22 protein-coding genes are annotated in these 24,447 nt (G+C 42.8%); 5 read left to right on the top strand and 17 right to left on the bottom strand.

The window, feature by feature from the left end; all coding sequences use genetic code 11:
• Positions 1-3 precede the first annotated feature (3 nt).
• From FTT78_RS02965 to bfr, 4 genes are all read right to left on the bottom strand, one after another.
• A complete protein-coding gene (locus FTT78_RS02965; protein ID WP_180043571.1) occupies positions 4-1,161 on the bottom strand; it encodes an 8-amino-7-oxononanoate synthase in 1,158 nt (385 codons plus the stop codon).
• Positions 1,158-2,441, bottom strand: a complete 1,284-nt coding sequence (gene bioA, locus FTT78_RS02960; protein ID WP_179990564.1) for an adenosylmethionine--8-amino-7-oxononanoate transaminase — start codon at positions 2,439-2,441, stop codon at positions 1,158-1,160. Before bioA ends, FTT78_RS02965 begins: the two co-directional genes overlap by 4 nt.
• A 99-nt stretch (positions 2,442-2,540) precedes the next feature.
• Positions 2,541-3,272, bottom strand: coding sequence for a hydrolase (locus FTT78_RS02955; protein WP_179988530.1), 732 nt, complete (start codon positions 3,270-3,272; stop codon positions 2,541-2,543).
• 188 nt (positions 3,273-3,460) lie between these two features.
• Positions 3,461-3,925 carry a bacterioferritin gene (gene bfr, locus FTT78_RS02950; protein WP_004972356.1) on the bottom strand — a complete coding sequence of 155 codons (465 nt, stop codon included), beginning with the start codon at positions 3,923-3,925 and terminating at the stop codon, positions 3,461-3,463.
• A gap of 324 nt (positions 3,926-4,249) precedes the next feature.
• On the opposite strand from bfr, the gene FTT78_RS02945 reads away from it, so the two are divergent.
• Positions 4,250-5,311 (top strand): aldehyde reductase, encoded by a 1,062-nt coding sequence (locus tag FTT78_RS02945; protein WP_136144292.1) that lies wholly within the window; start codon positions 4,250-4,252, stop codon positions 5,309-5,311.
• 86 nt (positions 5,312-5,397) lie between these two features.
• Here FTT78_RS02945 and ligA read toward each other — a convergent pair whose 3' ends face one another.
• From ligA to FTT78_RS02920, 5 genes are all read right to left on the bottom strand, one after another.
• A complete protein-coding gene (ligA, locus tag FTT78_RS02940; protein WP_004972359.1) occupies positions 5,398-7,434 on the bottom strand; it encodes an NAD-dependent DNA ligase LigA in 2,037 nt (678 codons plus the stop codon).
• A 184-nt stretch (positions 7,435-7,618) separates the two neighbouring features.
• Entirely contained in the window at positions 7,619-8,668 is a 1,050-nt protein-coding gene (locus FTT78_RS02935) for a cell division protein ZipA C-terminal FtsZ-binding domain-containing protein (RefSeq protein ID WP_180043569.1), read from the bottom strand.
• A gap of 1 nt (position 8,669) precedes the next feature.
• Complete coding sequence (gene smc, locus FTT78_RS02930) at positions 8,670-12,134, bottom strand: chromosome segregation protein SMC (RefSeq protein WP_180043567.1); 3,465 nt, start codon at positions 12,132-12,134, stop codon at positions 8,670-8,672.
• 10 nt (positions 12,135-12,144) lie between these two features.
• Positions 12,145-12,840 carry a GntR family transcriptional regulator gene (locus tag FTT78_RS02925; RefSeq protein WP_004972365.1) on the bottom strand — a complete coding sequence of 232 codons (696 nt, stop codon included), beginning with the start codon at positions 12,838-12,840 and terminating at the stop codon, positions 12,145-12,147.
• Positions 12,841-13,059: 219 nt separating this feature from the next.
• Positions 13,060-13,869, bottom strand: a complete 810-nt coding sequence (locus tag FTT78_RS02920; RefSeq protein WP_004972366.1) for a sulfite exporter TauE/SafE family protein — start codon at positions 13,867-13,869, stop codon at positions 13,060-13,062.
• Between the two features lie 28 nt (positions 13,870-13,897).
• Between FTT78_RS02920 and FTT78_RS02915 the strand changes: the two genes are divergently transcribed.
• A complete protein-coding gene (locus FTT78_RS02915; protein WP_004972369.1) occupies positions 13,898-14,665 on the top strand; it encodes a biotin--[acetyl-CoA-carboxylase] ligase in 768 nt (255 codons plus the stop codon).
• Positions 14,662-15,402 (top strand): type III pantothenate kinase, encoded by a 741-nt coding sequence (locus tag FTT78_RS02910; protein ID WP_004972372.1) that lies wholly within the window; start codon positions 14,662-14,664, stop codon positions 15,400-15,402. Before FTT78_RS02915 ends, FTT78_RS02910 begins: the two co-directional genes overlap by 4 nt.
• Positions 15,403-15,538: 136 nt before the next feature.
• On the opposite strand, the gene ffh is transcribed toward FTT78_RS02910, so the two are convergent.
• The gene (ffh, locus tag FTT78_RS02905) at positions 15,539-16,948 is read right to left on the bottom strand and encodes a signal recognition particle protein (RefSeq protein ID WP_096902093.1); all 1,410 of its coding nucleotides are present in this window, start codon (positions 16,946-16,948) and stop codon (positions 15,539-15,541) included.
• 139 nt (positions 16,949-17,087) lie between these two features.
• Between ffh and FTT78_RS02900 the strand changes: the two genes are divergently transcribed.
• Positions 17,088-17,897: an inner membrane protein YpjD gene (locus FTT78_RS02900; RefSeq protein WP_004972376.1), complete on the top strand. Its 810-nt coding sequence runs from the start codon at positions 17,088-17,090 to the stop codon at positions 17,895-17,897.
• A gap of 316 nt (positions 17,898-18,213) precedes the next feature.
• Positions 18,214-19,149: a tRNA-dihydrouridine synthase gene (locus FTT78_RS02895; protein WP_179989204.1), complete on the top strand. Its 936-nt coding sequence runs from the start codon at positions 18,214-18,216 to the stop codon at positions 19,147-19,149.
• 121 nt (positions 19,150-19,270) lie between these two features.
• On the opposite strand, the gene FTT78_RS02890 is transcribed toward FTT78_RS02895, so the two are convergent.
• The 7 genes from FTT78_RS02890 to FTT78_RS02860 all read right to left on the bottom strand — a co-directional run bounded on the left by FTT78_RS02890 (position 19,271) and on the right by FTT78_RS02860 (position 24,424).
• Positions 19,271-20,338: a DUF1176 domain-containing protein gene (locus tag FTT78_RS02890; protein ID WP_180043565.1), complete on the bottom strand. Its 1,068-nt coding sequence runs from the start codon at positions 20,336-20,338 to the stop codon at positions 19,271-19,273.
• A 146-nt stretch (positions 20,339-20,484) separates the two neighbouring features.
• Positions 20,485-20,826: a YegP family protein gene (locus tag FTT78_RS02885; protein WP_004972386.1), complete on the bottom strand. Its 342-nt coding sequence runs from the start codon at positions 20,824-20,826 to the stop codon at positions 20,485-20,487.
• A gap of 239 nt (positions 20,827-21,065) precedes the next feature.
• On the bottom strand, positions 21,066-21,407 hold the full coding sequence (locus FTT78_RS02880) for a zinc ribbon domain-containing protein YjdM (RefSeq protein ID WP_004972388.1): 342 nt from the start codon (positions 21,405-21,407) through the stop codon (positions 21,066-21,068).
• A 93-nt stretch (positions 21,408-21,500) separates the two neighbouring features.
• Entirely contained in the window at positions 21,501-21,866 is a 366-nt protein-coding gene (locus FTT78_RS02875; RefSeq protein WP_004972391.1) for a DUF488 domain-containing protein, read from the bottom strand.
• A 115-nt stretch (positions 21,867-21,981) separates the two neighbouring features.
• Positions 21,982-22,359 (bottom strand): ribonuclease E inhibitor RraB, encoded by a 378-nt coding sequence (locus FTT78_RS02870; protein ID WP_004972392.1) that lies wholly within the window; start codon positions 22,357-22,359, stop codon positions 21,982-21,984.
• Positions 22,360-22,544: 185 nt separating this feature from the next.
• Complete coding sequence (locus tag FTT78_RS02865) at positions 22,545-23,477, bottom strand: DUF5660 family protein (protein ID WP_004972395.1); 933 nt, start codon at positions 23,475-23,477, stop codon at positions 22,545-22,547.
• Positions 23,478-23,758: 281 nt separating this feature from the next.
• Positions 23,759-24,424 (bottom strand): RluA family pseudouridine synthase, encoded by a 666-nt coding sequence (locus FTT78_RS02860; protein ID WP_104853295.1) that lies wholly within the window; start codon positions 24,422-24,424, stop codon positions 23,759-23,761.
• Between the last annotated feature and the right edge of the window lie 23 nt (positions 24,425-24,447).

Below are 24,447 nucleotides of genomic sequence, written 5' to 3'. Positions count from 1 at the left end.
CACTCAAAGCAAATCCAGTAACTGTGTTAAATCTGCCGTTTCAAATTGCGTATTTAAACAAATCCGCAGTCGTGAGCTGCCTTGCGGTACAGTCGGCGGACGTACAGGCATCACATAAAAACCTGCAGTCTGTAACTGTTGGGCTTTGCTTACAGTTGCAGTAGAGTCGCCAATAATCACAGGTACAATTTGCGAAGTCGATGGGCAGGTAAAACCTTTGGCCTGAATCCCCTGCTGCATAAATTGGCTCAAGGCCGCCAAATGCTGACGCTGTGTCTGCATGTGCACAATCTGATTCAGCATAAACTGCGTCCACGCCATACAAATAGGTGGCTGTGCGGTACTAAAAATTAGCGGGCGCATCCGATTAATCAGATAATCGCGGATAATCGGATCACAGATCAAATATCCCCCAACTGAAGCAACGGCTTTGCCAAACGTCCCAACCAGAAAATCAATGGCATCAATCACGCCATATTGTTCGGCACAACCTAAACCTTGCTGCCCACGTACGCCAATCGCATGTGCTTCATCGACATATAACATGACTTTGGCAAAATGCTGTTTCAGCGCGACCAATGCGGCTAAATCAGTTTCATCACCATCCATACTAAAAATGGATTCAGTCACCACAATAATGCGTTCATAATTATCATCGGCATGATATTGCGTCAGCAATTGCTGCAAATGTGCCAAATCATTATGCCGATAACGCAAATATTTTGCAGATGACAAACGAATGCCATCAATCATGCTGGCATGTACCAGTTTATCGGCCAAAATTAGGGTTTTCGCATCTGCCAATGCAGGTAAAATACCAATATTCATGTGATAGCCGCTATTAAACAGCAAGGCAGCTCGCCCATGAAATAATTGCGTTAATGTGGCTTCAAGCTGTTCATAGGCAGGGAAATTTCCAGTCAGCAAACGTGATGAAGATGCACTCATTAAACGCTGTGCATTGGGCGTTTCATCAAAAAACTGTTCACGTAAGCGCAAATCAGAGGCTAAACCCAAATAATCATTGGAAGATAAATTCAGCATCTGCTGTTGCTGAATTTCAATTGTTTTACCTTGCTGCTGATTGCTGCGAAATTGACGAAAATTGCCCTGTTGGCGAAGCTGATCAAGCTGTTCTGCATAGTGATCGAGTAAACTCATGCGCTCGCTCCTTGCATACCTGTCACCACCTCAGCCAATTGCTGCAATAAAGTATTTAGTTCTGCTGCTGTAATCACATACGGCGGCATCACATAAACCAATTTACCAAATGGACGCACCCAAATACCGCGTTGCACAAATTCTTGTTGCAGGCTTTGCATATCGACAGCATGTTTAAGTTCTACCACACCAATTGCACCTAAAACTCGCACATCCTGCACCCATGCCAAATTAGCCAATGGTGTTAAATGCTGTTCAAGTTGCTGTTGTATACGTTGAATATTGGCTTGCCAGTCTTGTTCTAATAATAATTGGGTACTTTTTACTGCAACCGCGCAGGCCAGTGGATTTGCCATAAAGGTCGGGCCATGCATAAACACACCTGCCTCACCTTGCGAAATCGTTTCTGCAACATGCTTCGTGGTCAATGTGGCAGACAAGGTCATATAACCGCCTGTCAGCCCTTTGCCGATACACATAATATCGGGTTCGACCTGTGCATGTTCCCATGCAAACAACTTGCCTGTACGCCCAAAACCTGTGGCAATTTCATCAAAAATTAACAACACATCATATTGTTCACAGAGCAATTTGGCTTGACGCAAATATTCAGGATGATAAAAGCGCATGCCGCCTGCACCTTGCACAATCGGCTCAATAATCATGGCAGCAACCTGCTGATGATGCTCTGCCAAACTTTGCGCCAATTCTGCAATATCAGCAGGATTCCATTCTTGATCAAAGGCTGTTTTCGGTGCAGATACAAAATAACGACGCGCCAAACTTGAGCCAAAAACCTGATGCATCCCTGTGACAGGATCACAAACCGACATGGCATTCCATGTATCGCCATGATAGCCAGAACGGGTGGTAATAAAATTGGTTTTCTCGGTTTTGCCTTGTGCTGTCCAGTATTGCACCGCCATTTTCAGCGCCACTTCAACAGCAACTGAACCTGAATCTGCATAAAAAATTTTATCTAAACTCGGTGGGGTAATTTCGAGCAGCAAACGCCCTAACTCAATAGCAGGACGATGGGTCAATCCACCAAACATGATATGCGCCATACTGTCGAGTTGCTCGGTCACAGCACGGTTCAGTTTAGGATGGTTGTAGCCATGAATCGCACACCACCACGATGACATGCCATCAATCAACTGGCGACCATCTTCAAGTTCAATGGTGCTGCCAAATGCCCGCTTAACCTTAAAGGTTGTTAAGGGCTGAGTCATAGAGGTGTAAGGATGCCAAAGATGTTCACGATCAAAAGCCAAATCCATCTGTTCTGTCATCCCACCATCATCCTTGATCTTGTAAAAAACTTGATGTGCTAAATCTTAAACCTGTCTACAGATAAAATAAATTGCGAGATTTGTCACTTATGGACCTGTTGGCGGGTTTTTCTGTAAATATTGGCAGATTTTGCTAGTCAACTCATCGGCATGGAACAATGGCAGCCCATGCGAGCCTTGCAAAACATCTACGCTTAAAAACTTTGCAGCTAAATTTTGCAGTTTAGCTGCAACTTTGCAATCAACTAAAACATCCTGCTCGGCAAAAAGATGATACTGCAGACCTGTATAATTTTTAATCTTAGTCACCAAGTTTAAGTTTTCCAATAAATCCAAACCGTGTTGAAGCAAAGATTGCGGCTGTGGCTGAACCAAACTTTGTAATTGTAATAGGTCGGTTTTACTACTAGTGACACCCTGACACACCATAAAACCAAAACGCTTTAGGGTCAGAATTGGGTCTTGTGCAAAAGATTGTTTAAACTGGGCAAACGTGGCTTGTGGCATAGCGGTATCCCAATCGGCTTGTGCAACAAAACACGGATTGGATGCAATGGTAATTAAGGTTTTATATCCTGCATATTGGCTGGCAATCGCATCGACCAGTAGCGTTGCCAATTGCCCACCCAGTGACCAGCCCATAATTACATCAAACTGACGTGCAAATTCAACCTGTTGCTGCATGACTTGAGCATCAGTAGCGTTAAAAATATTGATGAGCTCAACCCGAAAACCTTGTGCAGTTAAGGCTTGCTGTAACGGATTTAAGAGTGCAGTACCACCGCCCCAGCCTGTAATCAATAAAATCTGTTGTTGCACGTGGCTTGCTCTCAAGTTAGAAAATCACCTCAGTATAATACTGAATCGGCTCAATCGACATCTGCAAAGCACCAAGATACATCCTTAAAAAAACCAATTGATATAAAAAAGCCAATCTATAAAAACCGATCTATAAAAAAACCCGACTTATCATAAATCGGGTTTTGGTCTATTTTGCTTTGATCAGATTACATTTGCGATTGAATGTAGTTTTGTAAACCAATCAATTCAATTAAACGTAATTGTTTTTCCAACCAGTACGTATGATCTTCTTCTGTGTCGGTCATTTGCTGACGCAACATATCACGGCTGACATAATCGCCTTTTTCTTCACACAATTTTACGCCTTGCGCCAATTTTTCACGTACTTCGTATTCCAGTTTTAAATCGGCTTTTAAGCAAGACACCACATCTTCACCCACGTCGATGTCATCGCGCTGCATATTTGGAGTGCCTTCAAGGAACAATACACGACGAATTAAAGCATCGGCATGCTGCGCTTCTTCCTGCATTTCATGGTCAATGCGCTCAAAAATTTTGCTTAAACCCCAATCTTCATACATACGCGAATGAATCAGGTATTGATCGCGAGCAGCCAGTTCGCCACCAATCAACATATTTAAATAGTCTACGACTTCTGGATTGCCACGCATTTGCTGTACTCCCTTTCTTAATCCAGTCATTATGGACACATTCAGGCAAAATTGCAAAAGTTAATTACTGTAAGCCCATGATTTTTATAAAATTAAAATGAGAAACATACGCATTTGCAATATAACTTAAAAATTCCCATATATAAAACAACTGCTTGGCAAAACTTAGCTTTAAAAATGACAATACAATGATTTTGCATCATTTTGTAAATATTGAAAGAAACCATACTTTGACGCTCAAGTATCGTAAAAAACGCCTAAAAAGCGGATTTTAAAACCCAGCTGCTTTATGATAGTCACGAGTTCCATCACTTTCTTAAAATAATGACAAATCTAAATACATCTGCACCCATTTTAGTCACAGGCGCAACAGGCTATATTGCCAGTTGGGTCATTAAAAACCTGCTTGAACAAGGACATACCGTACACGCGACGGTGCGTGATCTGAAAAAAACCCACAGTTTTCAACATCTGACTGATATCGCGGCAAAAAGCACAGGCAACTTACAATTATTCCAAGCCAACTTACTTGAAGAAGGTGCTTTTGATCCCGCCATGCAAGGTTGTGAAATCGTGCTGCACATGGCCTCGCCTTTTGTGGTCACCAATTATAAAGATGCCATCAAAGACATTATTGAGCCTGCCGTCATAGGCACTGAAAATGTGTTAAACAGCGTTAATCGTACTGCATCGGTAAAGCGTGTAGTGGTGACTTCAAGTATTGCTGCAACCTATGGCGATGCGATTGATATTTTAAATACGGCCAATAATCGCTTTGATGAAAGTCACTGGAATACTAGCAGTAGCCCTGAGCATCAGCCTTATCCTTATTCAAAAGTGGCAGCTGAACGCAAAGCTTGGGAAATCGCAAAGGCACAAAACCGCTGGGATTTGGTCTGTATCAACCCTGCTTTGGTGCTTGGCCCATCGTTGACCAAAAACACCCAATCGGGCAGCGTGGAAGTGTTATTGCAGTTTGCCAACGGTATGACCTTGGCAGGTGTCCCTGCTATGTGGAATGGCATTGTCGATGTGCGTGATGTTGCCGATGCTCACATTCAGGCCGCATTCAACCCTGCTGCTGAAGGTCGCTATATTATTAGCGGTGGCACACTCAGCTTATTGGAAATGGGCAAAATTTTAGCGCAGCACTTTGGACGTAAATACCCTTTCCCACGCAATCAGTTACCTAAATTTGCCTTTAAAGCCTTTGGCCCTCTACTTGGTTTTTCCCGTAAATTTGTGGAACTGAATATGGGCTACCCAATTTATTTTAATGCGGAAAAAAGTCAGCGTGAATTGGGTATGCACTACCGCAATATTGAAACCAGTCTAGTCGAACATTTTCAGCAACTCATTGATGATGGCATTGTGAAGAAACGTTAAACCTTCGACTTCTCTCAGTAAAAACCAAGGCACTTCATCGTTGAAGTGCCTTTGTACCTATTAGTGGATAAAATGTAGGATGATGCTTATTCAAGCACACCATATTCCTGCATCAGCTGAATAAACTCAGCTTCATTCATGACCTGCACACCCAACTTCTCGGCTTTTTCCAGCTTTGAGCCAGCTTTCTCACCCGCCACGACACATTTGGTTTTACCCGAAACACTACCACTCACCCGTGCACCCAAAGCCTGCAACAACTGAGTCGCTTCATCGCGTCCCATTTGGCTCAACGTCCCTGTAATCACCCAACTTTCACCATTCAAAGGCTGACGTGTCGGTGCAATCGGAGCATCCCAATGAATGCCTGCAGCTAATAAACGATCCAACACTTCTAAATTATGCGGCGCTTGGAAAAAGTCCAAAATCCATTCTGCCGTAATATCTCCCACATCTGGAGTTTTCTTTAACGCTTCTAAATCAGCTTCACGCAAAGCCTCTAAAGTCTGAAAAGTATTGGCAAGCATCCGCGCGGTGGTTTCGCCCACACCACGAATTCCCAAGGCATAAATAAACGCAGCCAAAGTAGTTTTTTTGCTGTTTTCAATCGAGTCAATCAAGTTTTGAACCGACTTCTCACCCATTTTTTCAATGCCGAGCAAAGTGTCGCGGTGTTCGTGTAAATGATAAATATCAGCCACATTTTGTAGCAAGTTCAGATGCAGTAATGACTCCACCCAACGATCACCCAAACCTTCAATATCCATGGCTTTACGTGAGACAAAATGACGAATCGCTTCAATACGCTGTGCCGCACAATACAAACCGCCTGAACAACGCGCCAAAGCCTCACCTTCAGGCATCACCACAGGCGAATCACACACAGGGCATTGTTCAGGTAAATGCACTTCTTGCGCATCGGCAAGGCGAAATTCAGGCCAGACTTTTTCAACTTTGGGAATCACATCACCACTACGGTAAACACTGACCGTATCGCCTAAACGCACATCCAAACGGTGAATTTCACCAATATTATGCAAAGTAACATTGGATACCGTCACACCACCTACCGCAACGGGGTTTAAACGTGCCACAGGCGTCAACGTACCTGTGCGCCCCACTTGCCAATCAATATTTTCAATGGTGGTTAAAGCGGCAACTGCAGGGAATTTATAGGCAGTCGCCCAGCGCGGCTCACGACTTAAAAAGCCCAATTGCTGTTGCTGTTTCAAGTCATTGACCTTGACCACCATGCCATCAATTTCAACGCTTAAATTCGGACGCTCAAGGTTAATTTGCTCATAGGCCGCCTGAACATCTTGAATGCTCTTGCAGACAAAATGACGTTCGCCAATTTCAAAACCAAACTGCCCCAACCATGCCAAACTGTCGGACATGGTGCTTTGTCCATGAGGCGGCACACATTGCGCAATGCCATAAGCATAGAATGCTAAAGGACGTGAAGCCGCAATATTCGGGTCTAACTGACGCAAACTGCCTGCTGCTGCATTGCGTGGATTGGCAAAGGTTTTTTCACCTTTGGCTGTATTGGCCGCATTGAGTTTTTCAAAACCAAGTTTTGGCATCAACACTTCACCACGCACTTCCAAAAATTCAGGAATAGCCGTTTCTGTCGCACTCAAAACTTTCGGTAAATTGCGGATAGTTTTGACGTTGTGGGTAATGTCTTCCCCTGTTTCCCCATCACCACGGGTCACACCACGCACTAAAACACCATGTTCATACCAAAGTGAAATCGCCAAACCATCAAATTTGAGTTCGACATCGTATTCAATATTTTGGTTGGGCAAACGCTCTTCGACACGTCTTGCAAAGGCAAATAATTCTTCCTGATTAAACACATTGCCTAAAGACAACATTGGCACAGCATGTGTAACCGTGGTGAACTTTGCCAAAGGTGTGCCACCGACTTTATTGGTCGGTGTATCGGGTTGAACTAAATCTGGATACTGTTGTTCCAACGCTTTTAGTTGATGGAAAAGCTGATCATATTCACTGTCTGCAATTGTCGGTTGATCCATCACATAATAGGCATGATTGTGCTTGGCAAGCAGTTGAATCAATTGACGCATTTGCGCCACGACGGTTAAATCTACAGACATATTTTCCACCATAAAAAAGGGCGGTCTTGTTCCGCCCTTCAATTTTTTCTATGTAGCGCATGCTACAGCTTGTATTGCTGCGCACATTATAAAAATGCGGCTGCAAAGTTGCAATTTATCCTACTGCACTCAGTTCATTTGCCAAACACTTGACGTAGCTTATACCCAGTACGAGATCGCAATTCTAGACATGACTTGCCTGACCAGCACGATAATCTATCGCCTGATGACGCCAGTGTTCACGTAATTGTGGAGTAAACTCTAAATGGTTTTGGTCATAGACCGTTCCATCAATTTCACGTGCAATCAGTCCTGAAATGCTGACCATGGTATCAAAGGCATTTTGCACATCGCTGTGCGGCAAAGCGAGGAAGAACGCTAAACCTTTAACTTGTTCGCTCGATAAAGTTTCTAAATCAAAACCATCTGCGCCTTCATCATTAATTTGTAAAACTGAAAATAATAATTTAGTGCCATCTTCGTTATAGCGATGGAAACATGACATTTCACCGAAACGTAAACCATATTTCATCAAGACTTTTAAGGCTTTATCGCCCGAAAGTATGCGACGTTCAGGGAAGACATTCAGCGCGATAAAAGATTCAGCGGTTGCCAAGGCACTTTCTTCATCCATGATTTTTTGTTCATGCAAATGCGAATCTAAAATGCTGCTTTCTTCATTAAATTCTGAAATTTCGGCAGTTTCAATGTGTTGATTCAGGCTGTATTCAGTCGAAGCTTTGTTTTGCTCGACAGTCTGCGCATTCGGTTCAGTTTCTACAATCACTTGCTGAATTTCATCCGATAATGAATATTCTGAAGTTGTCGCTGTCGGGCTTGGCGTGTCTTGTGCAACTTCAGACTTCGATATCGTTGTGGATGGATCAAGCTCAGAATTTTCTGTATTTGCCTGCAAACTCGGTTCAACTTTGTCAGTTTCTGTGCTTGAAGAAGCCACGACATCATCCGTTAAAGCCTGTGGTTCAAACTTGGCAGGCGCATCTTGCGTAACTTCATCTACCGTTAAAGTCGGCTCCACACGCGGTGGCGTAGCGTCGCTTTGCAATTGGTCACGTACATGGCGTGGAATAATCGGTTTTTGGCTTTCTGCATTAAATTGCAGCTCCGAATCTAAGGATGGCGCTGAATCTACAGGTTTTTTTAGAATCATTTTCAAACCAAACGCCATGATCACAATAGCGATGACAATTCCAACGATTGTGGTGATTTCCATATTATGCCTCCGCGACTAGGCCGTATTCTGCGGCTTCTTCTAAATTTACGGTTACTAATTTTGAGGTTCCCGGTTCAGGCATGGTAACACCTAAGAGGTCGGTTGCCATCGTCATAGCAAGTTTATTATGTGTAATGTAAATGAATTGCACTTGTTCAGAAAGTTCTTTTACTAAATTACAAAAGCGCCCCACGTTAGCATCATCTAACGGTGCATCAACTTCATCGAGTACGCAAAATGGCGCTGGGTTTAAACGGAAGATTGCAAAAACCAAAGCCAAAGCTGTCAGCGCTTTTTCACCCCCTGAAAGTAAGGCCAAAGAACTGTTGCGCTTACCTGGTGGACGCGCCATCAATTTCACCCCAGATTGCCAGTCATCTTCCAAGCTCAGACTCGCTTCACCGCCATTAAAGACTTTAGGAAACAACTCCTGCAATTCGGTATTCACCTGATCAAAAGTGTTCATAAACAGTTTACGAGTTTCCTGATCAATACTTTTCATTGCCGCCTGCAACTGAGAAACAGTATTTTCCAAGTCTTCAATTTGATGGCTTAATTCTGCAAAACGGGCAGATACTTCTTCATATTCTTCCGAAGCCGCCAAATTGACCGCACCCAATTTATCAAACTGTTGCTGCGCTTTCGCCAGTTTTTGTTGATGCGCAGCGACATCAATCTGCAAACCTGTGATGATCTCGCTGTTTAAATCTTTTAACTGTTCAGAATAATGCTGATAGTCCGACTTTGCCGATTGCCATGCCAAGCGCTTTTCTTCGAGTTTGGCACGTAATTGTTCATCTTGCTGCTGTTGCTGCTGCCGTTGCTCGGTCAGTTGCTGCTGTTTGGACTGCACACTGTTCAATTCCACTTGCCATTCCTGCCAAGTTTTTTGCAGCTTTTCAGTCTGCTGCTGCTGCTCTGAAAACTGAGTTTCTAAGGCAGGCAATTCCAACTGAACAGGATCGACAAACTTTTTGGCTTGTTCCATTTGCGCCACAATTTGTTGATATTGTGCTTTTAAGAAAGTGGCATCTTTTTCTAACAGTTCAATTTGCTGCTGAGTTTTTACCGCTTGACGACGTAACAGCTCCACTTCTTGTTGCTGCTGCTGAAACTGTTGCTGTGAACTATCCAGCTGCTCATTCAGCTGCTCGACCTGAAATTGCAAGGTTTTATACTGCGGTAAGGCTTGCTCAAGTTTAAAAGCCAAAGCATGCAAATCAATTTCCAGATCATCTTTTTGCATAGCATCTTCTTCAAGCTGCTCATCTAATTGTGCCAATTGATGCTGTAATTGCTGTTGCTGTACTGCAAAAGCCTGTGCCGCACTTTCGGCTTTCGCCATTTGCACATCTAGCGTTTGCAAGGCTTGCTGTTGCTGTTTGAGCTGTTGCTGTTGTTGCTGCAATTGCTGCTGCAACTGTTTTACCTGTTGCTGCAATTCAGGCAGTTGCTGTTCTGCTTGCTCATATTGTGGCAGTTGCAACGCCAACGCCTGTTCAATTTCATCCAAGCGAATCCGATGGCTTAATGCCCCTTGCCCTGCCTGTGCCGCTTCATCATAAAACAGCCCGATTACCCAGTCTGCTCCCACATGATAACCATCTAAACTAAGGATAGACTGCCCTGCTTGTAATTGCACTTGCAATGCCAAAGCCTGCGATAAACTTTCTGTAATTGCGACACTTTGCCACAAGCTACTTTGCGGTGAAGCAATCCAGTCACTGAGCGACTCACACCCCGAAAGCTGTATTTTTGATGTTTTTGAATCTACAGCCAAATGAATTTTTAGCTGACGTGCGCGGCTGTCCTGAAATTCAATATCTGCTTCTACCACCTGCGCAGATAACCATTTAGCCAAGAACTTTTCAATTAAATTGGCATGTGGTTTCGCCACATCTGCAAGTTGTAATACTTGCATCAACTGCACCACATCGGTTTGGGCTTTTGGACTTTGCTTAATGAGCAATTGATTGAGGTTTTTCTGTTCTGACTGCAAAATCTGAATCTCAGATTTTAAGGTCGCACACTGTGCTTTGTGCTCATTATAGTTGGTCTGCAACGTGGCGAGTTGCTGAGTGCTGTCTTGAATATTCTGTTCTAGTGTTAGCATTTCAGCCTGCAAGCGGGTCTTTTCGTCTTGCAGTTGTTGCATTCCCTCTTGCTGATCTTGCGGCTGAATTTGTGCAAACTGCTGTGTCAGGGTTTGTTTTTGCTGTTCAATACGGCTGATATTTTTGGCTAACTGCTCACTTTGCGCCTGCATGTGCACATGCTTTTGTTGTTGCTGTTCTACTTGCGCTTTGACTTGGGCATATTGTGCAGCTTGGGTTTGTTGCTGTGCTTTTAAATCCTGAAATTGCTGGCTCTGCTGCTGCGCCAAATGATCTTGCTGCTGTAGATTTTCCTGTTGGTTTTCTTGCTGATCGACCAAACTCTCTAGCTGCAATTCAATCAACTGCAAACGCTCTTTGGTTTGTGCTTTTTGTTGTTCAAGCTGCGATAAAGTCGCGGTATTTTGCTGAAACAAACTTTGTTTTTGTTCCAAAGTCATTTTCAGTTCAGCCAGTTTCTTTTCTGCCTGTTGCCATTCTTGCTGTAGCGGTGTCGATTGCTGAATCAAACGCTGAAACAACTCACTGGTCGCAGTTAAGTCATGTTCCAAAGTGGTCAGCTCAGAGCGCACCAATTTAAAACTTTCCCCTAACTCATTCATACTCAGGGTATATTCTTGCTGTAAACGTGCACTTTGTTCACACTGAAAAGACAACACTTCGACTTTAATGGTGCGAATTTCGCTCTCAAGCGCTTTGTATTGAATTGCTGTTTCTGACTGACGTTTTAAGGTTTTTAATTGCGATTTTAGTTCTGAAGCAATATCTTCCAAACGCGCCAAGTTCTGCGTGGTGTGATCCAAATGCAGCATGGTTTCACGACGACGCGCCTGATAACGTGACACGCCTGCCGCTTCTTCAATAAACACCCGCATTTCTTCAGGTTTAGCATCAACCAAACGATTAATCATGCCCTGTTCAATAATTGCATAAGAACGCGGGCCTAAACCTGTACCCAGAAAAATATCGGTGATGTCACGACGACGACACTTGGTTCCATTTAAAAAATATTCAGACTTACCATCACGGTTGACCTGCCGACGTACCGACAGTTCATTATAGGCGTTATAAGCACCGCCCAATTTGCCATAGGTATTGTCAAAACGCAGTTCAACACTGGCTACACCTACAGGTTTGCGTTTGGCAGTTCCTGTGAAAATTACATCCTGCATACTGCCGCCACGCAACTGGCGCGCACTAGATTCGCCCATCACCCAACGAATGGCGTCAATCACATTGGATTTACCACAACCATTCGGCCCCACCACAGCGGTACGGTTGGCTTTAAAATGTAAGGTCGTACTGTCGGCAAAAGATTTGAAGCCAGAAAGTTTTAAACTGCTTAAACGCATAATGTCCCAATTAACGGCGTGAACGTCTTGCCCATGCAAGCTCGATCTGTTTCATACGGGTCAGAGATTCCAACACCAAGTTGCGCAAGTGTCGGCAAAAATCTTCCATAAATAAAGTGGCTTGTTGTGATTTTCTGCTTAAAATTGCATCACTCACCAGTTTAAATAATTCAAAAGATTCTTGTAACTCCCGACGCGAAGTATTTAAGGTCAAAAAGTAACTGCGTCTTAACGATGGCAATAACTCTTGATAGAACTTCATTAAATATAAATTTCCCACCATATCAGGCTGCCGTGCCAGATATTGAAAAATTAAATCATAAAACTTTTCAGTATTGCCCAAGCGACATTGCTCTGCCAGTTGCAGCAAAAGTTGTTGTAAGGCTTCGGCTTCATGCATTCGCCACGTGTCCGCAATACGCTGCACAATATAACCCAATAACAAACTGCTGCTGTCAAACAAAGCTCGGACTTGCTGTGCCGACATTTCCGACACAATTGCACCACGACGTGGAAAAATTTCAATCAGATGAGTACGTTGCAATAACAACAGCGCTTCACGTACCGAACCACGACTCACGTCCAGTTCTTTGGCGATGCGCAATTCCTGAATACGCTCACCTTCAACCAAATCACCGCTAATAATCTGTTCTGCGATGTGTCGGGCAATTTGTTCCGATAAACTTTCTGATTCTTGTTGTTGCATACTGTTCCTATCTTGTTTTTATAAGATGCAGTGATGAAAATTCGGAGCTACTCTCATTTAAGACATCTCAGGATCATCCTTCGACTGCAAGCATAGCTCCGATACAAGCATCTTTCTTTTTACTGCGAAACAGATCACAACGCCATGACATTGTCCGACAATTTCATGGCGCTAGAGCCAATTTTACATGGCTTAAAACAAAGAAAATAGCGACTCAACTTAGAAAAATACTCGCATACCCTGATATACAAAATAACAGCCAACGGTGGTCAGCAAGCAGGCAAAACATTTTTTCAACATCGCTGGCGATAACAAATGTGCCACTTTCGCACCAACTTTGGCAGTAATAAAGCTCATCACACTAATGCCTATAAATGCATAAATGTGGATATAACCAATGGTATTGGGTACTGCAACTTCGGCTTGCTTACCAAACCACATAAAGCCTAATGCGCCCGCCACCGCAATTGGCAAACCACAAGCGGCTGAGGTTGCTACCGCTTTTTGCATGACCACGCCGTAACGGTTTAAGTACGGCACTGTTAAACTGCCACCGCCAATCCCAAAAATTGCAGAGGCAATGCCAATCCCACCGCCCGCCATGACTTGCTTTGCAGTTGAAGGCAAATGATGTGAAGGATCAACCGCAATATTTGCGCCTCTAAACATCTTAAAAGCCACCCACAGTGCAAAACCGCCAATTAATAATTGTAAGCCTTGCCCCGAAAGGAAATCGGCAATACCTGCACCAACAAATGCACCCACAATTAAACCAGGCGCAAGATTACGAAATACAGGCCACATCACCGCACCTTTTTTATGGTGTGCCGTAACTGAGCTGATCGAAGTTACAATAATGGTTGCCAATGATGTCCCCACCGCCATGTGCATTAACACCGATGGGTCATAATTGAGTTGAGTGAACACAATATATAAAATTGGCACAATAATTAAGCCGCCGCCCACGCCAAACAGCCCTGCTGCAAATCCAGCAATTGCACCAATCAATAAATATATGATTAACTCCATAAATATATTCCACTATTTGTAAATTCGTATGGATGTAGAAACCCGACAACTGCAACAACAACTCACAGAAGCAGGACAGCTTCCAGAAGTACTCATCCTGAAGCCGATTACCACTTCCACCAATGATGATGTACGGGAAATTGCACAAAAAGGTGTGCAGAGTGTCTTGGTATGCAGTACCAGACAAACGCATGGTCGAGGACAACGTCAACGGCAATGGGTATCACCCGAAGGGAACATCTATTTAAGCACATTGCTAAATTTACGAACACCTGTAAATGGGCGTTTGGCTTTAGAAATTGCGTTAAATATCTTGCAAATGCCGAGTCTACAGGCGCTGAATCTACAAGTAAAATGGCCAAATGACTTATACAGCCCGCAAGGCAAATGGGGCGGCATCTTAATTGAGCCAATTTCTGCACAGCAAGTCATTGTTGGGGTTGGGCTTAATCTTGCACCTGTCAGCTCAGCAGTTATTGATCAAAAAACCACATCTTTAACCGAACTGGGTTTGGTATCTATTGATCGTGTGCGCCTGATCGCAGAGCTTTATCTTGCCATTCAACAAGCCTGCGACTGGTTTAATCACGATTGCTATAATTTGGCATCTCGCTTCAATCATCATGCCGCATTTATGCAACAACAAGTTGAATTTGAACATTTTAAAGGTACTTGTCAGGGTACTTTTTTAGGCATTCAGGATGATGGCGCAGTGCAAATTGAAACGGCACAAGGGCTTGAAGTTTTTTATCAGGGACGTTTACGCCCTATCGATCATGCCGAGTCATCTTCATGAAAAATTTATGGCTAGATATTGGTAACACCCGCCTGAAATATTGGGTCACAGAACAAGACCGCATCATCGAACATGAAGCAGAATTGCATTTGCAATCTCCTGCCGATTTGTTGCTGGGTTTGATTCAACACTTTAAAAGTCTGAATGTGCATAAAGTAGGCGTGTCATCGGTACAAGATCAGAAGAATAATCAACGCATTCACTTGATTTTAAAAACCCTGAATGTGCCTGTGATTTATGCCAAAGTGCATGCAGATTATGCAGGTTTGCATTGTGAATATGATATTCAACAACTGGGGATAGATCGCTGGCTGCAAGTGCTTGCCGTGGCAAATGACCCACAAGAAAATTATTGTGTCATTAGTTGTGGTACGGCGCTGACTATTGATTTGGCGGATGGACTGACGCATTTAGGCGGCTATATTTTACCGAACTTATATTTGCAACGTGATGCACTGATTCAAAACACCAAAGGCATTAAAATTCCCGATGCTGCATTTGATGAACTCACCCCAGGACGCAGCACCATTGATGCTGTTCATCATGGTATTTTACTCGGCTTGCTCAGCACCATTGAGCATGTAATTCGACAGTCACCACGTAAACTGATTTTAACGGGTGGCGATGCACCGCTGTTTGCCAAATTCTTGCAGCAATATCAACCGCAAGTCGAGCAAGATTTATTGCTCAAAGGTTTGCAGCGTTATATTCAATATGCAACCCATGAAGTGCACTAAAAACCAAACATTGCTCCATCTACGCTGATAAATCTTTCGGTGTAGCTGTCATCTACGAATAAAGAACAACAAAAAAGCAGGCGCATTTTTATGCGCCTGCTTTTTTAACACTTTGATTCTAAGATGTTTTTAACAATTATTTCTTGGTTGGGTCGTTGCCACCAAACAATGGCCCCATACCGCCGCCACTGAATTGCTTTTGTAAACCGCCCAGTGAACGCATCATTTTTGCCATGCCCGATGGATTGGCAAATTTTTTCATCATTTTTGCCATTTGTGCATGTTGCTTGATCAACTTATTCACTTCTGACACATCCATACCACAACCCGCAGCAATACGTTTTTTACGGCTTGGATTCATCAGGTCTGGGTTACGACGCTCTTTGATGGTCATCGACTGGATAATCGCTTCCATCTTTTTCACTTGCTTTTCAGGATTGGCTTGCGCAATTGCATCTTGAATACCTGAGTTGCTCATGCCAGGCAACTTATCTAAGAAGCCCATCATGCCGCCCATTTTATTCATTTGTTCAAACTGCATCAGCATATCTTCAAAGTTGAAGCTGCCGCCTTTTTGCAGTTTTTTCGCCATTTTTTCGGCTTTTTCTTTGTCGATTTTACGTTCAACTTCTTCGACCAAAGACAGCACGTCACCCATGCCCAAAATACGTTGTGCAACACGTTCTGGGTGGAATGGCTCTAGGGCATCGAGTTTTTCACCCATCCCCAAGAATTTAATTGGTTTACCCGTAATCGCACGAACTGAAAGTGCTGCACCACCGCGCGCATCACCATCAGTTTTAGTAAGGATTACACCTGTTAATGGCAAGGCATCATTAAAGGCTTTGGCTGTATTTGCCGCATCCTGACCCGTCATGGCATCGACCACGAACAAGGTTTCAGTCGGTTTAATCGCTGAATGTAATGCCTTGATTTCATCCATCATGTCATCATCGACGTGCAAACGACCTGCAGTATCGACAATTAACACATCAGCAAACTGAATTTTTGCCTGTTCGATGGCACGGTTGGCAATATCGACAGGGTTTTCATTGGCATTTGAGTCAAAGAAAATTGCGCCAACTTCGCCTGCAACCGTTTGTAGCTGTTTAATTGCCGCAGGACGGTAAACGTCGGCAGACACCATCGCCACTTTTTTCTTTTGACGTTCTTGTAAGAAACGTGCCAATTTTGCTGCAGTGGTGGTTTTACCCGCACCCTGCAAACCTGCCAATAACACCACAACCGGTGGCTTGGCAGCAAGGTCAAGGCTTTCATTGGCCTCGCCCATCATTTTTGTGAGTTCGTCATAGACAATTTTGACGAACGCCTGACCAGGGGATAACTGAGTCATCACTTCCTGACCCAATGCCTCTTCCTTAACTTTCGCGATGAATTCACGAGTTACAGGTAACGCCACATCGGCTTCAAGAAGTGCCATACGTACTTCACGTAACGTATCTTTAATATTGTCTTCGGTTAGCTGCCCTGAGCCAGTAACATTTCTTAAACTCTGCGTGAGTCGTTCTGTTAAGGTATCAAACATTGCAAATTCCGCTTAAAATAGCCATTAGCAAAAAAATGTTTCTTTAAAATAGAAAATTTATGCACAAGATGCTATAGGATACTGTAGTTCGCATCGAATTTATATAAATGAATATTCATCATCCTGAAAAAGGTTTGACATGATCAGTCTCCCCTTGGTTTATACGATTTTAGCATTAATCGCTTATACCAGTTCTTTTTGGTATTTATTTTCACATTTAATGTCTAAACGTGCGCCAAATCACTGGTTTATTCGTTCTCTGCTCAGTTTGGGCTTATTGCTGCATGCTGCCGTGTTGTATAACGATATGTGGACGCCGATGGGTGTCAACTACAACGTGTTTAACCTAATGTCATTTACTGCGGGTTTAATGTTGTTATTGAGCTTGCTGTTCAGCAGTTACCGACCTGTAATTGCGCTAAATTTGATTGGTATTCCTGTAGCAGCAGTGGGTTTAATTGCAGGTTTTTCATTCAGCCAACATAATTTATTTATTAACCAAAACTCGATTGGTTTAGATATTCATATTATTTTATCGCTGTCTGCTTATGCCGTATTGTTGATGGCGACCATTCATGCCGTGCTCATGTGGTTTCAAAACCGCGAACTGAAAAACAAACAAAAACGTCGGGTTTGGGTAAATTTGCTGCCGTCTTTGCAAGATATGGAATCTTTGCTGTTTGATATGTTGATTGCAGGTTTTGCCTTACTCACAGTCGCACTAGGTTTTGGTTTCTTTACGGTAGAACATTTCTTTGCACAGCATTTAGCACATAAAACTGCCTTTAGTATTATTTCTTGGTTTGTCTATGGGTCGTTGTTACTTGGGCGTTATAAGTTTGGCTGGCGTGGACAAAAAGCGATTCGCTTTACCATTATTGGCTTCTTTTTATTGGCGCTCGGTTTTATTGGTTCTAAATTTGTGTTGGAAATGATTTTGAGTAAGTAAGGTGTTTTTATTTTGCTCATTCAAAGTGTAGGATGATCAATTATTTAATAGCATAGTCGAGGGGGAATGGGCTGTTTAAATTAAGCCAATCATTTAAATGATTTCTAACGATGTAAGAACTCAATTAAAAGATCTAGTCTAGGATGCACATCAACTGCATGGACTAGATAAAACTTGAGATACAGATCACTGTGTCAAATAAAACAGCTTAAATACCAGAACCTTAGCTACAACCACTTCAATTCAAAACCCTTTTCCTAGACAACCCACAGAAAAAAACGTATAACTCCACTTTTGTTTGAACTGGCAGCATCTTGTGAAACTGATTCTTGCACCCATGGAAGGCTTAACCGACCCCATCATGCGTGATGTACTCACGTCTGTCGGCAGTTTTGACTGGTGCGTGACAGAGTTTATTCGGGTCACAGACAGCATTCTGCCAGACCATATCTACCACACTTATTGCCCTGAACTACTTACCAACGGCAAAACTGCTGCAGGTACGCCTGTGCATGTTCAGTTTTTGGGGAATAATCCTGAAATGTTAGCCGCCAATGCAGCCAAAGTTGCGGCTATGGGCGTACCTGCAATTGATATGAACTTTGGCTGTCCTGCCAAAACAGTCAATCGGCATCGTGGCGGTTCAGTTTTACTCGATGAACCCGAAGTGGTGTATGAACTGGTTAAAGCGGTGCGCGATGCCGTTCCTGCTCATATTCCAGTTTCCGCCAAAATGCGTCTAGGCTATATGGATCGGAACTTCATGCTAGAAAATGCGCATGCCATTGAAGATGCAGGCGCAGCATGGGTTACAGTGCATGCACGTACCAAAGCCGATGGCTATACCCCTCCTGCATTTTGGGATCAGCTACGCCCTATTCGTGAAGCATTGAAGATTAATGTCATTGCCAATGGTGAAATTTGGAACAATGCCGATGCCAAACAATGCCAGTTAGAATCGGGCTGTGAAGATTTGATGATTGGCCGCGGTGCAGTCACCACTCCAGATTTGACCCAATGTATTCGTCAAAATTCAGACCTGCCTTTGCTGAGTTGGCAAGATTTGCTGCAACTGCAAATTCGCTTTATTCACGGCCCTGCCAAAACTGAAATTGGCATGCTAGGACGTTATAAACAATGGCTCGGTATGATGTCGAAACATTACCCCGAAGCCAAAGCTTTATGGGATGAAATCAAGCGTCTGAAAAAGTTGGATGAAATCATTGAAAAATTAGTCGCACACGCGACTTAAACAGTGCATCCAGCGAGCTCCAGATTTATCTAAAAAATTTCAGCTTTTATTAGGGTCTGCTCAGTTTTAGCCTACAGCGCAAGCCATTTATGAAATGTCAAAAGCCCCTAGTGAATATCGGCTATTCAACCTTGCTGACAAAGCTTGGCATTTCCCATGCACTGCCTGCAAAACCTTTGCATTGTCTTGCATCGAATTGATAGCTTTTGACAAACTGCTGACCATTCCACGCCCACTCAATTTGACTGAAACAATCGCCAATTCCACGCCCTTTTTGATAGGCAAAAATCTGTCCATTGCTAAACTCTGAAGCAGAATCAGTTACAAATTGCTGTATCTTTTGCAGTTTTTTATCCATAACCCAATAAGCCACACCCCAATTATAAGCCCCTCGCCAACAGCTTGCCTCAACCAACACGCTATCTTGATTTAAGAGATAAGTATGAATCTGCTGTTCTGCTTGTTCAGGTTCAAACAGCATATAACAATCTTCACGATCTACGGTTTTTTGTAAAATTGGATATAACTTTTCTGCACTGGCCGCGGTAAGCACCTGTGCTTTGGCGGTTCGGTGTTGAGGCTGCATGAGAATGTTAATTTTAGGCATCGCTTGCGCTTTTAAGACCTGCGTGGATGCTTGATTGCCTTTTGCCAATATTGCGGAGTCTGTACCCACACGTTTTTGAAATTCATCCATTTTTAGCAACACTGCACTCATGCCTGCATCAGACAATTTCCAGCGTTGTTGACCATGTTTCAACTCGATCACGACATGCTGACGCGCCTGTGCCAACAGCTTTTGCACACTGGCAGCAGATAAATTGGCGATACTTTCATGAAAGTTTAATTGCTGCAAAGCGCGTTCATTTAAAAATAAAGTGGCTTGAGCAATATCTTCTTGAATTTGCAATTGTCCTTGTACAGCAGTCTTTGCACCTGCTTGACGGGTCAATAACATACTGATCGGTTGTTCAAAATCATCATCGGCTTGGTAGCCTGCAGCACGGCAAGTTCCTGTATTATCACAGGCCAACTCCCAATCTTGATGCTGAAAATACAGTCCTTGCAAAGCAGTCGGCTGGCTTGAAGCAATCGTTTTTTCAGTAGTGATTGGTACTGCAAAAATATTAACACTACCCAACAAACCACTGATCGCCAGCAATATTTTTAGATTGCATCTGAAATTCATGATCTTCACAACTCCTGAAATGGTCATCTATAATTCAATGGCTCAATCAAAGCGAAATTTAACGCCTTGCCTATTTAGCTCAATAAAAAAGCACGCCGCAGCATGCTTTCCTAATGCAATTGAACATCAAGATTTAATGTAAAAAATTACGATTCCTGTGTTAAATCCTTGACCGTGGTGCTTGCGCCATTGGTTTTCACTGACTCAATTCCTTTGTCACGCGATTGTTCAGAAGTATAGAGCTGACTCGTACCAATAATCTGATGGTTGGCAGCTTTTAAATTAAAATACGGCTTATCATTCTTAGATGTCAGTCGATCATAACGCCCATCATCCTGACTGTTCTTTTGTACCGAAGCGATGCCATTTTTTGCCGATGCTTTCGCCTTATACTGTTCACTGGTTAAGATAATTTCGCCATTCCCTGCTTTAAGTACAAAGCGATACTGACCATTGCTTGCTTGTGAAATCTCAAACCATCCTGACATAATTGCCCCCAGTTTTCTTGTGAGTGGTAAAGTGTGTTTTGAATGATGATAGGTTTTCAAACTGCCTAAAAATATTCTTTTCACTTAAAATATAAAGGGCTTAGGCACAAGAAAACAATATTAATTTTGTACACTCTTAAAGTTATTGTTGCTCAATTTGAATACTAAAATACTTTTATAAACTCCATAAAAAAGCGCAGGCAACTCAAGTCGCCTGCGCTGTTGAAATCTGCTTAAACTTAAGCTTTTTTCACATATTCAGATTTTAATTTCATAGCCCCCATGCCATCAATCTTACAATCAATGTCATGACCATCTGCAGCATCTGGAATTAAGCGAATATTTTTCACTTTCGTTCCCACTTTTACAGCAGCCGAAGAACCTTTAATTTTCAGGTCTTTAATCACAGTCACCGTGTCGCCATCTGCCAACACGTTGCCGTTTGCATCTTTAATCACAGCAGCAGTTTCTTCTAGCTGTTCCCCTTCTTTCCACTCATGTGAGCATTCAGGACAAATCAGTAGGTCGCCATCTTGGTAAGTGTATTCTGATTGGCATTTTGGGCAATTTGGCAAAGACATAAAAAACCTCAAAAACTATATTATAGCATTTTTTACTGAATTTTCATAAACTTAAAATCCTTATAAAGCACAAGGATAATCAAATAAAACTCTTTAATTGGACTGTGCTAAGCGTTGCAGCATCACGCGTTTTAATACCACTACATGATTGTGCTGCTCATCTTTAGCTGCTGTGACCAGAGTGATTTTTTGCTGCTGTGCCAGTTCACACAACGCCTGTAAAGCCTCTTCTTGCTCTGCTAATTCAGCTATATAACGCTGCTGAAACTCATCCCAATGTTGTTCAGGGTTTTGATGATACCATTTACGCAGCCCAGTCGAAGGCGTAATTTCTTTGGGCCATAAGTCAATACGAGCGCGTTCTTTACTCACACCACGCGGCCATAAGCGATCAACCAGCACCCGTGTTCCATCTGCCTGAGTCGCTTCAAGATAAGCGCGTTTCATTGCAATATCCATATTTGCACCTCTGCATCTTTTATGATGACGTCATCAGCGCCAAAGTTTTAGGCAGCAGATTATGTATCACAAATAAAAAAGCATGTGATCAACACATGCTTTTCAGATACCCGATTTAATCTTCGTAATCGTCTTCGTCTTCATCATCGTAGACGTAAGCCATACAGCCCCAGCCATCGTATTCACCGCCATGTTCTTCAGCAATTTTGCTGAACCATTGCTCTAAATCGACAATGTCTGAATACTCTGGTTCCATGTAAACATAAATGGTAATGATCCATTCAACTGCGTCAGATTCTTCATCTTGGAATAATGAAATTTTTTGTTCTTCGGCCAACAAATACAAAGCACATTTTTCAGCTTGTTCTTGTGTGGTAAAAGCGATGGAGTACTCAATCTCATGTGGCTCTGTCAGGTCATCCCCATCTTCATGCATTTGCCAAAGTACATTGCCATTATCATCATCAGGGAATTGTTCATAGTCACGTGTCATGCGAATATCCTTGTTATCTTTTTAGCCAATATATATCTGGCAAGTGACAAAATAGTGAATTCAACATAGCACAAATTTGCCCGAAGGACTCAATTTTCATCTCGTTTTACACTGACTTTAGTCTGAATTACCCAGAAGCTTGCTTTTACATGACACTACAATTGCTTTAAGCATTTGCAGCCAGTTTAATTTGTGGCATCTGACAAGATGCTTTCCTGTTTAAATGCCAACAGTAAAGCAGCAAACTTTAATTCTTCTTGTCGAAGTGTTAAGTAAGAGTCTAGAATTTTTGCGTGTCCAAATGCAGCCGCATAATGATTCAGCAAAGTAAAATCATCCTGCAAAGCTTGAAGCGATTCAGCCAGATTATGTTCAGTCAGCTGCGCCAAATATAAATCTGCTTTACTATTAAATGCTTGAGCCAGCAAAGTCACTGCCGCTAGACGGCGTTGCTCATCGACAAAAGCACAATGCGCAACTTCTTGATTTTTGACCGCATCTTGAATCTTGTGTCGTACTTGCTGCAGGTGTTGTGCTGCATCACTATAGCCATAACCTTCAATCAGATCATCCAATAGCTGCTGTGCAGGCAACTGAAAAGCAGGCGTATGATGTTCAATTTTATGATACAGCGCGGTCATAATCTGTTCGAGTTGCTGACGTTCTTCAACCAAGTTATAAAAAGCACCCAATTGATCTTGTGCTGTTTTAAGCGTTTTGGCTTTGGTTTTTTGCTCATGCTCGGCTAAAAAATCTCGAACTTTTTCAACTTGTTGCTTGCACTGCTCCCGCGTATTTTCCGCTTCGGATTTAATCATTTCTACAAACATTTCTACTTGTTGACGACGTTCTAATACATATTGCTCAACGTCTAAAATATGTTGATAGTGCTGCAAGGTTTCTAAACGACCTTTTAAACTGCCTATTTCGATGCGTAGCATGGTGAGCTGATGCTCTAATTCATTACTTTCTAACTCATCGGACGCCAAATTGGAGCGAGTGCGGTCTAAATTGCTTTGTAAAGATTGAATGCTGGCAGACAACTCACGGCGGCGCTGAGATTGCCAAAAAATAATCACCACCAAAACAATAATGATTGCACCCAATATATACAGCATATAACTTCTCCCACCCGCATTGGTCTGCCATATTTTGAAAAACCATCTTCAGTTTTTAAAGACGCTTTCTAACCCGCTTTGACAGCCCACCACACTCAAAAACACAAAGTTTTAAAACAGCGAGTTATTCACATCCTTTATTTATGCCAAGGCAAATGAATAACGACAGCTCTAAGGATACGTTAGCGAGTTAGCGGCACGAAGACTATCCCAATTTTTGAGTATTTTCACAAAAAAATTGAAAAATATGCGCCTGTTAGAAAAATTGAATCCAAAAATCTCTAAAAAGGAAGCTGTGCCCGAATTGCAACAGGAATTTGGCTTAACGGTTGCGTAAAAGCCAAATAACTAGCATGCAGCGCCATCCGACCTAAAGTGCTTTTTTTCGGTTCAGGATGATATAACTTATCGCCTGTAATGGGATGTCCAATATATTGCATGTGTACTCGTAACTGATGCGAACGCCCTGTGATTGGGGTGAGCAATACACGGGTAATATCTTCAACCGCACAATATTCCAAAGCCTGATACAGCGTTTGCGCAGGCTTGCCTAAATCGAAATGCACAATTTGGCGTGGACGGTTTTCCCAATCGGTAATTAAAGGCACATCGACACTGCCCTCACCTTCAAGTTTGCCTTGAATTAAAGCAATGTAGTTTTTTTCTACTGTTCGCGCCTGAAACATTTTACTCAATGCGACTTCTGCATCACGATGCTTGGCGAACATGAGAATGCCTGAGGTCGCCATATCTAAACGATGGGCAATTTTTGCCTGAGGATAATCTGCGAGTACTCTTAAATATGCGCTGTCCTGATGTTCGGGCAAACGCCCAGGCACCGACAATAAACCTGCGGGCTTATCAATCACCAATAAATCGTCATCTTCATAGACAATTACTAAGGGATCTTGTGGAGGTGCATAAATAAAGTTGTCGTTTAAAGCCATGAACATACAGCATACAAAGCGGT

This window comes from Acinetobacter sp. YH01011, assembly GCF_013420785.1.
GTDB classification, from domain to species: Bacteria; Pseudomonadota; Gammaproteobacteria; order Pseudomonadales; family Moraxellaceae; genus Acinetobacter; species Acinetobacter towneri.
Note: the sequence above shows the minus strand (reverse complement) of the source record. Positions and strands in the feature narration are given on the sequence as shown.

What these genes read in the sequence shown, in the direction of transcription:
- FTT78_RS02965 (WP_180043571.1), bottom strand. Translation starts at nt 1,161, where the DNA reads ATGAGTTTACTCGATCACTATGCAGAACAGCTTGATCAGCTTCGCCAA.
- bioA (WP_179990564.1), bottom strand. Translation starts at nt 2,441, where the DNA reads ATGGATTTGGCTTTTGATCGTGAACATCTTTGGCATCCTTACACCTCT.
- bfr (WP_004972356.1), bottom strand. Translation starts at nt 3,925, where the DNA reads ATGCGTGGCAATCCAGAAGTCGTAGACTATTTAAATATGTTGATTGGT.
- FTT78_RS02945 (WP_136144292.1), top strand. Translation starts at nt 4,250, where the DNA reads ATGACAAATCTAAATACATCTGCACCCATTTTAGTCACAGGCGCAACA.
- ligA (WP_004972359.1), bottom strand. Translation starts at nt 7,434, where the DNA reads ATGTCTGTAGATTTAACCGTCGTGGCGCAAATGCGTCAATTGATTCAA.
- FTT78_RS02935 (WP_180043569.1), bottom strand. Translation starts at nt 8,668, where the DNA reads ATGGAAATCACCACAATCGTTGGAATTGTCATCGCTATTGTGATCATG.
- smc (WP_180043567.1), bottom strand. Translation starts at nt 12,134, where the DNA reads ATGCGTTTAAGCAGTTTAAAACTTTCTGGCTTCAAATCTTTTGCCGAC.
- FTT78_RS02925 (WP_004972365.1), bottom strand. Translation starts at nt 12,840, where the DNA reads ATGCAACAACAAGAATCAGAAAGTTTATCGGAACAAATTGCCCGACAC.
- FTT78_RS02920 (WP_004972366.1), bottom strand. Translation starts at nt 13,869, where the DNA reads ATGGAGTTAATCATATATTTATTGATTGGTGCAATTGCTGGATTTGCA.
- FTT78_RS02915 (WP_004972369.1), top strand. Translation starts at nt 13,898, where the DNA reads ATGGATGTAGAAACCCGACAACTGCAACAACAACTCACAGAAGCAGGA.
- FTT78_RS02910 (WP_004972372.1), top strand. Translation starts at nt 14,662, where the DNA reads ATGAAAAATTTATGGCTAGATATTGGTAACACCCGCCTGAAATATTGG.
- ffh (WP_096902093.1), bottom strand. Translation starts at nt 16,948, where the DNA reads ATGTTTGATACCTTAACAGAACGACTCACGCAGAGTTTAAGAAATGTT.
- FTT78_RS02900 (WP_004972376.1), top strand. Translation starts at nt 17,088, where the DNA reads ATGATCAGTCTCCCCTTGGTTTATACGATTTTAGCATTAATCGCTTAT.
- FTT78_RS02890 (WP_180043565.1), bottom strand. Translation starts at nt 20,338, where the DNA reads ATGAATTTCAGATGCAATCTAAAAATATTGCTGGCGATCAGTGGTTTG.
- FTT78_RS02885 (WP_004972386.1), bottom strand. Translation starts at nt 20,826, where the DNA reads ATGTCAGGATGGTTTGAGATTTCACAAGCAAGCAATGGTCAGTATCGC.
- FTT78_RS02880 (WP_004972388.1), bottom strand. Translation starts at nt 21,407, where the DNA reads ATGTCTTTGCCAAATTGCCCAAAATGCCAATCAGAATACACTTACCAA.
- FTT78_RS02875 (WP_004972391.1), bottom strand. Translation starts at nt 21,866, where the DNA reads ATGGATATTGCAATGAAACGCGCTTATCTTGAAGCGACTCAGGCAGAT.
- FTT78_RS02870 (WP_004972392.1), bottom strand. Translation starts at nt 22,359, where the DNA reads ATGACACGTGACTATGAACAATTCCCTGATGATGATAATGGCAATGTA.
- FTT78_RS02865 (WP_004972395.1), bottom strand. Translation starts at nt 23,477, where the DNA reads ATGCTGTATATATTGGGTGCAATCATTATTGTTTTGGTGGTGATTATT.
- FTT78_RS02860 (WP_104853295.1), bottom strand. Translation starts at nt 24,424, where the DNA reads ATGGCTTTAAACGACAACTTTATTTATGCACCTCCACAAGATCCCTTA.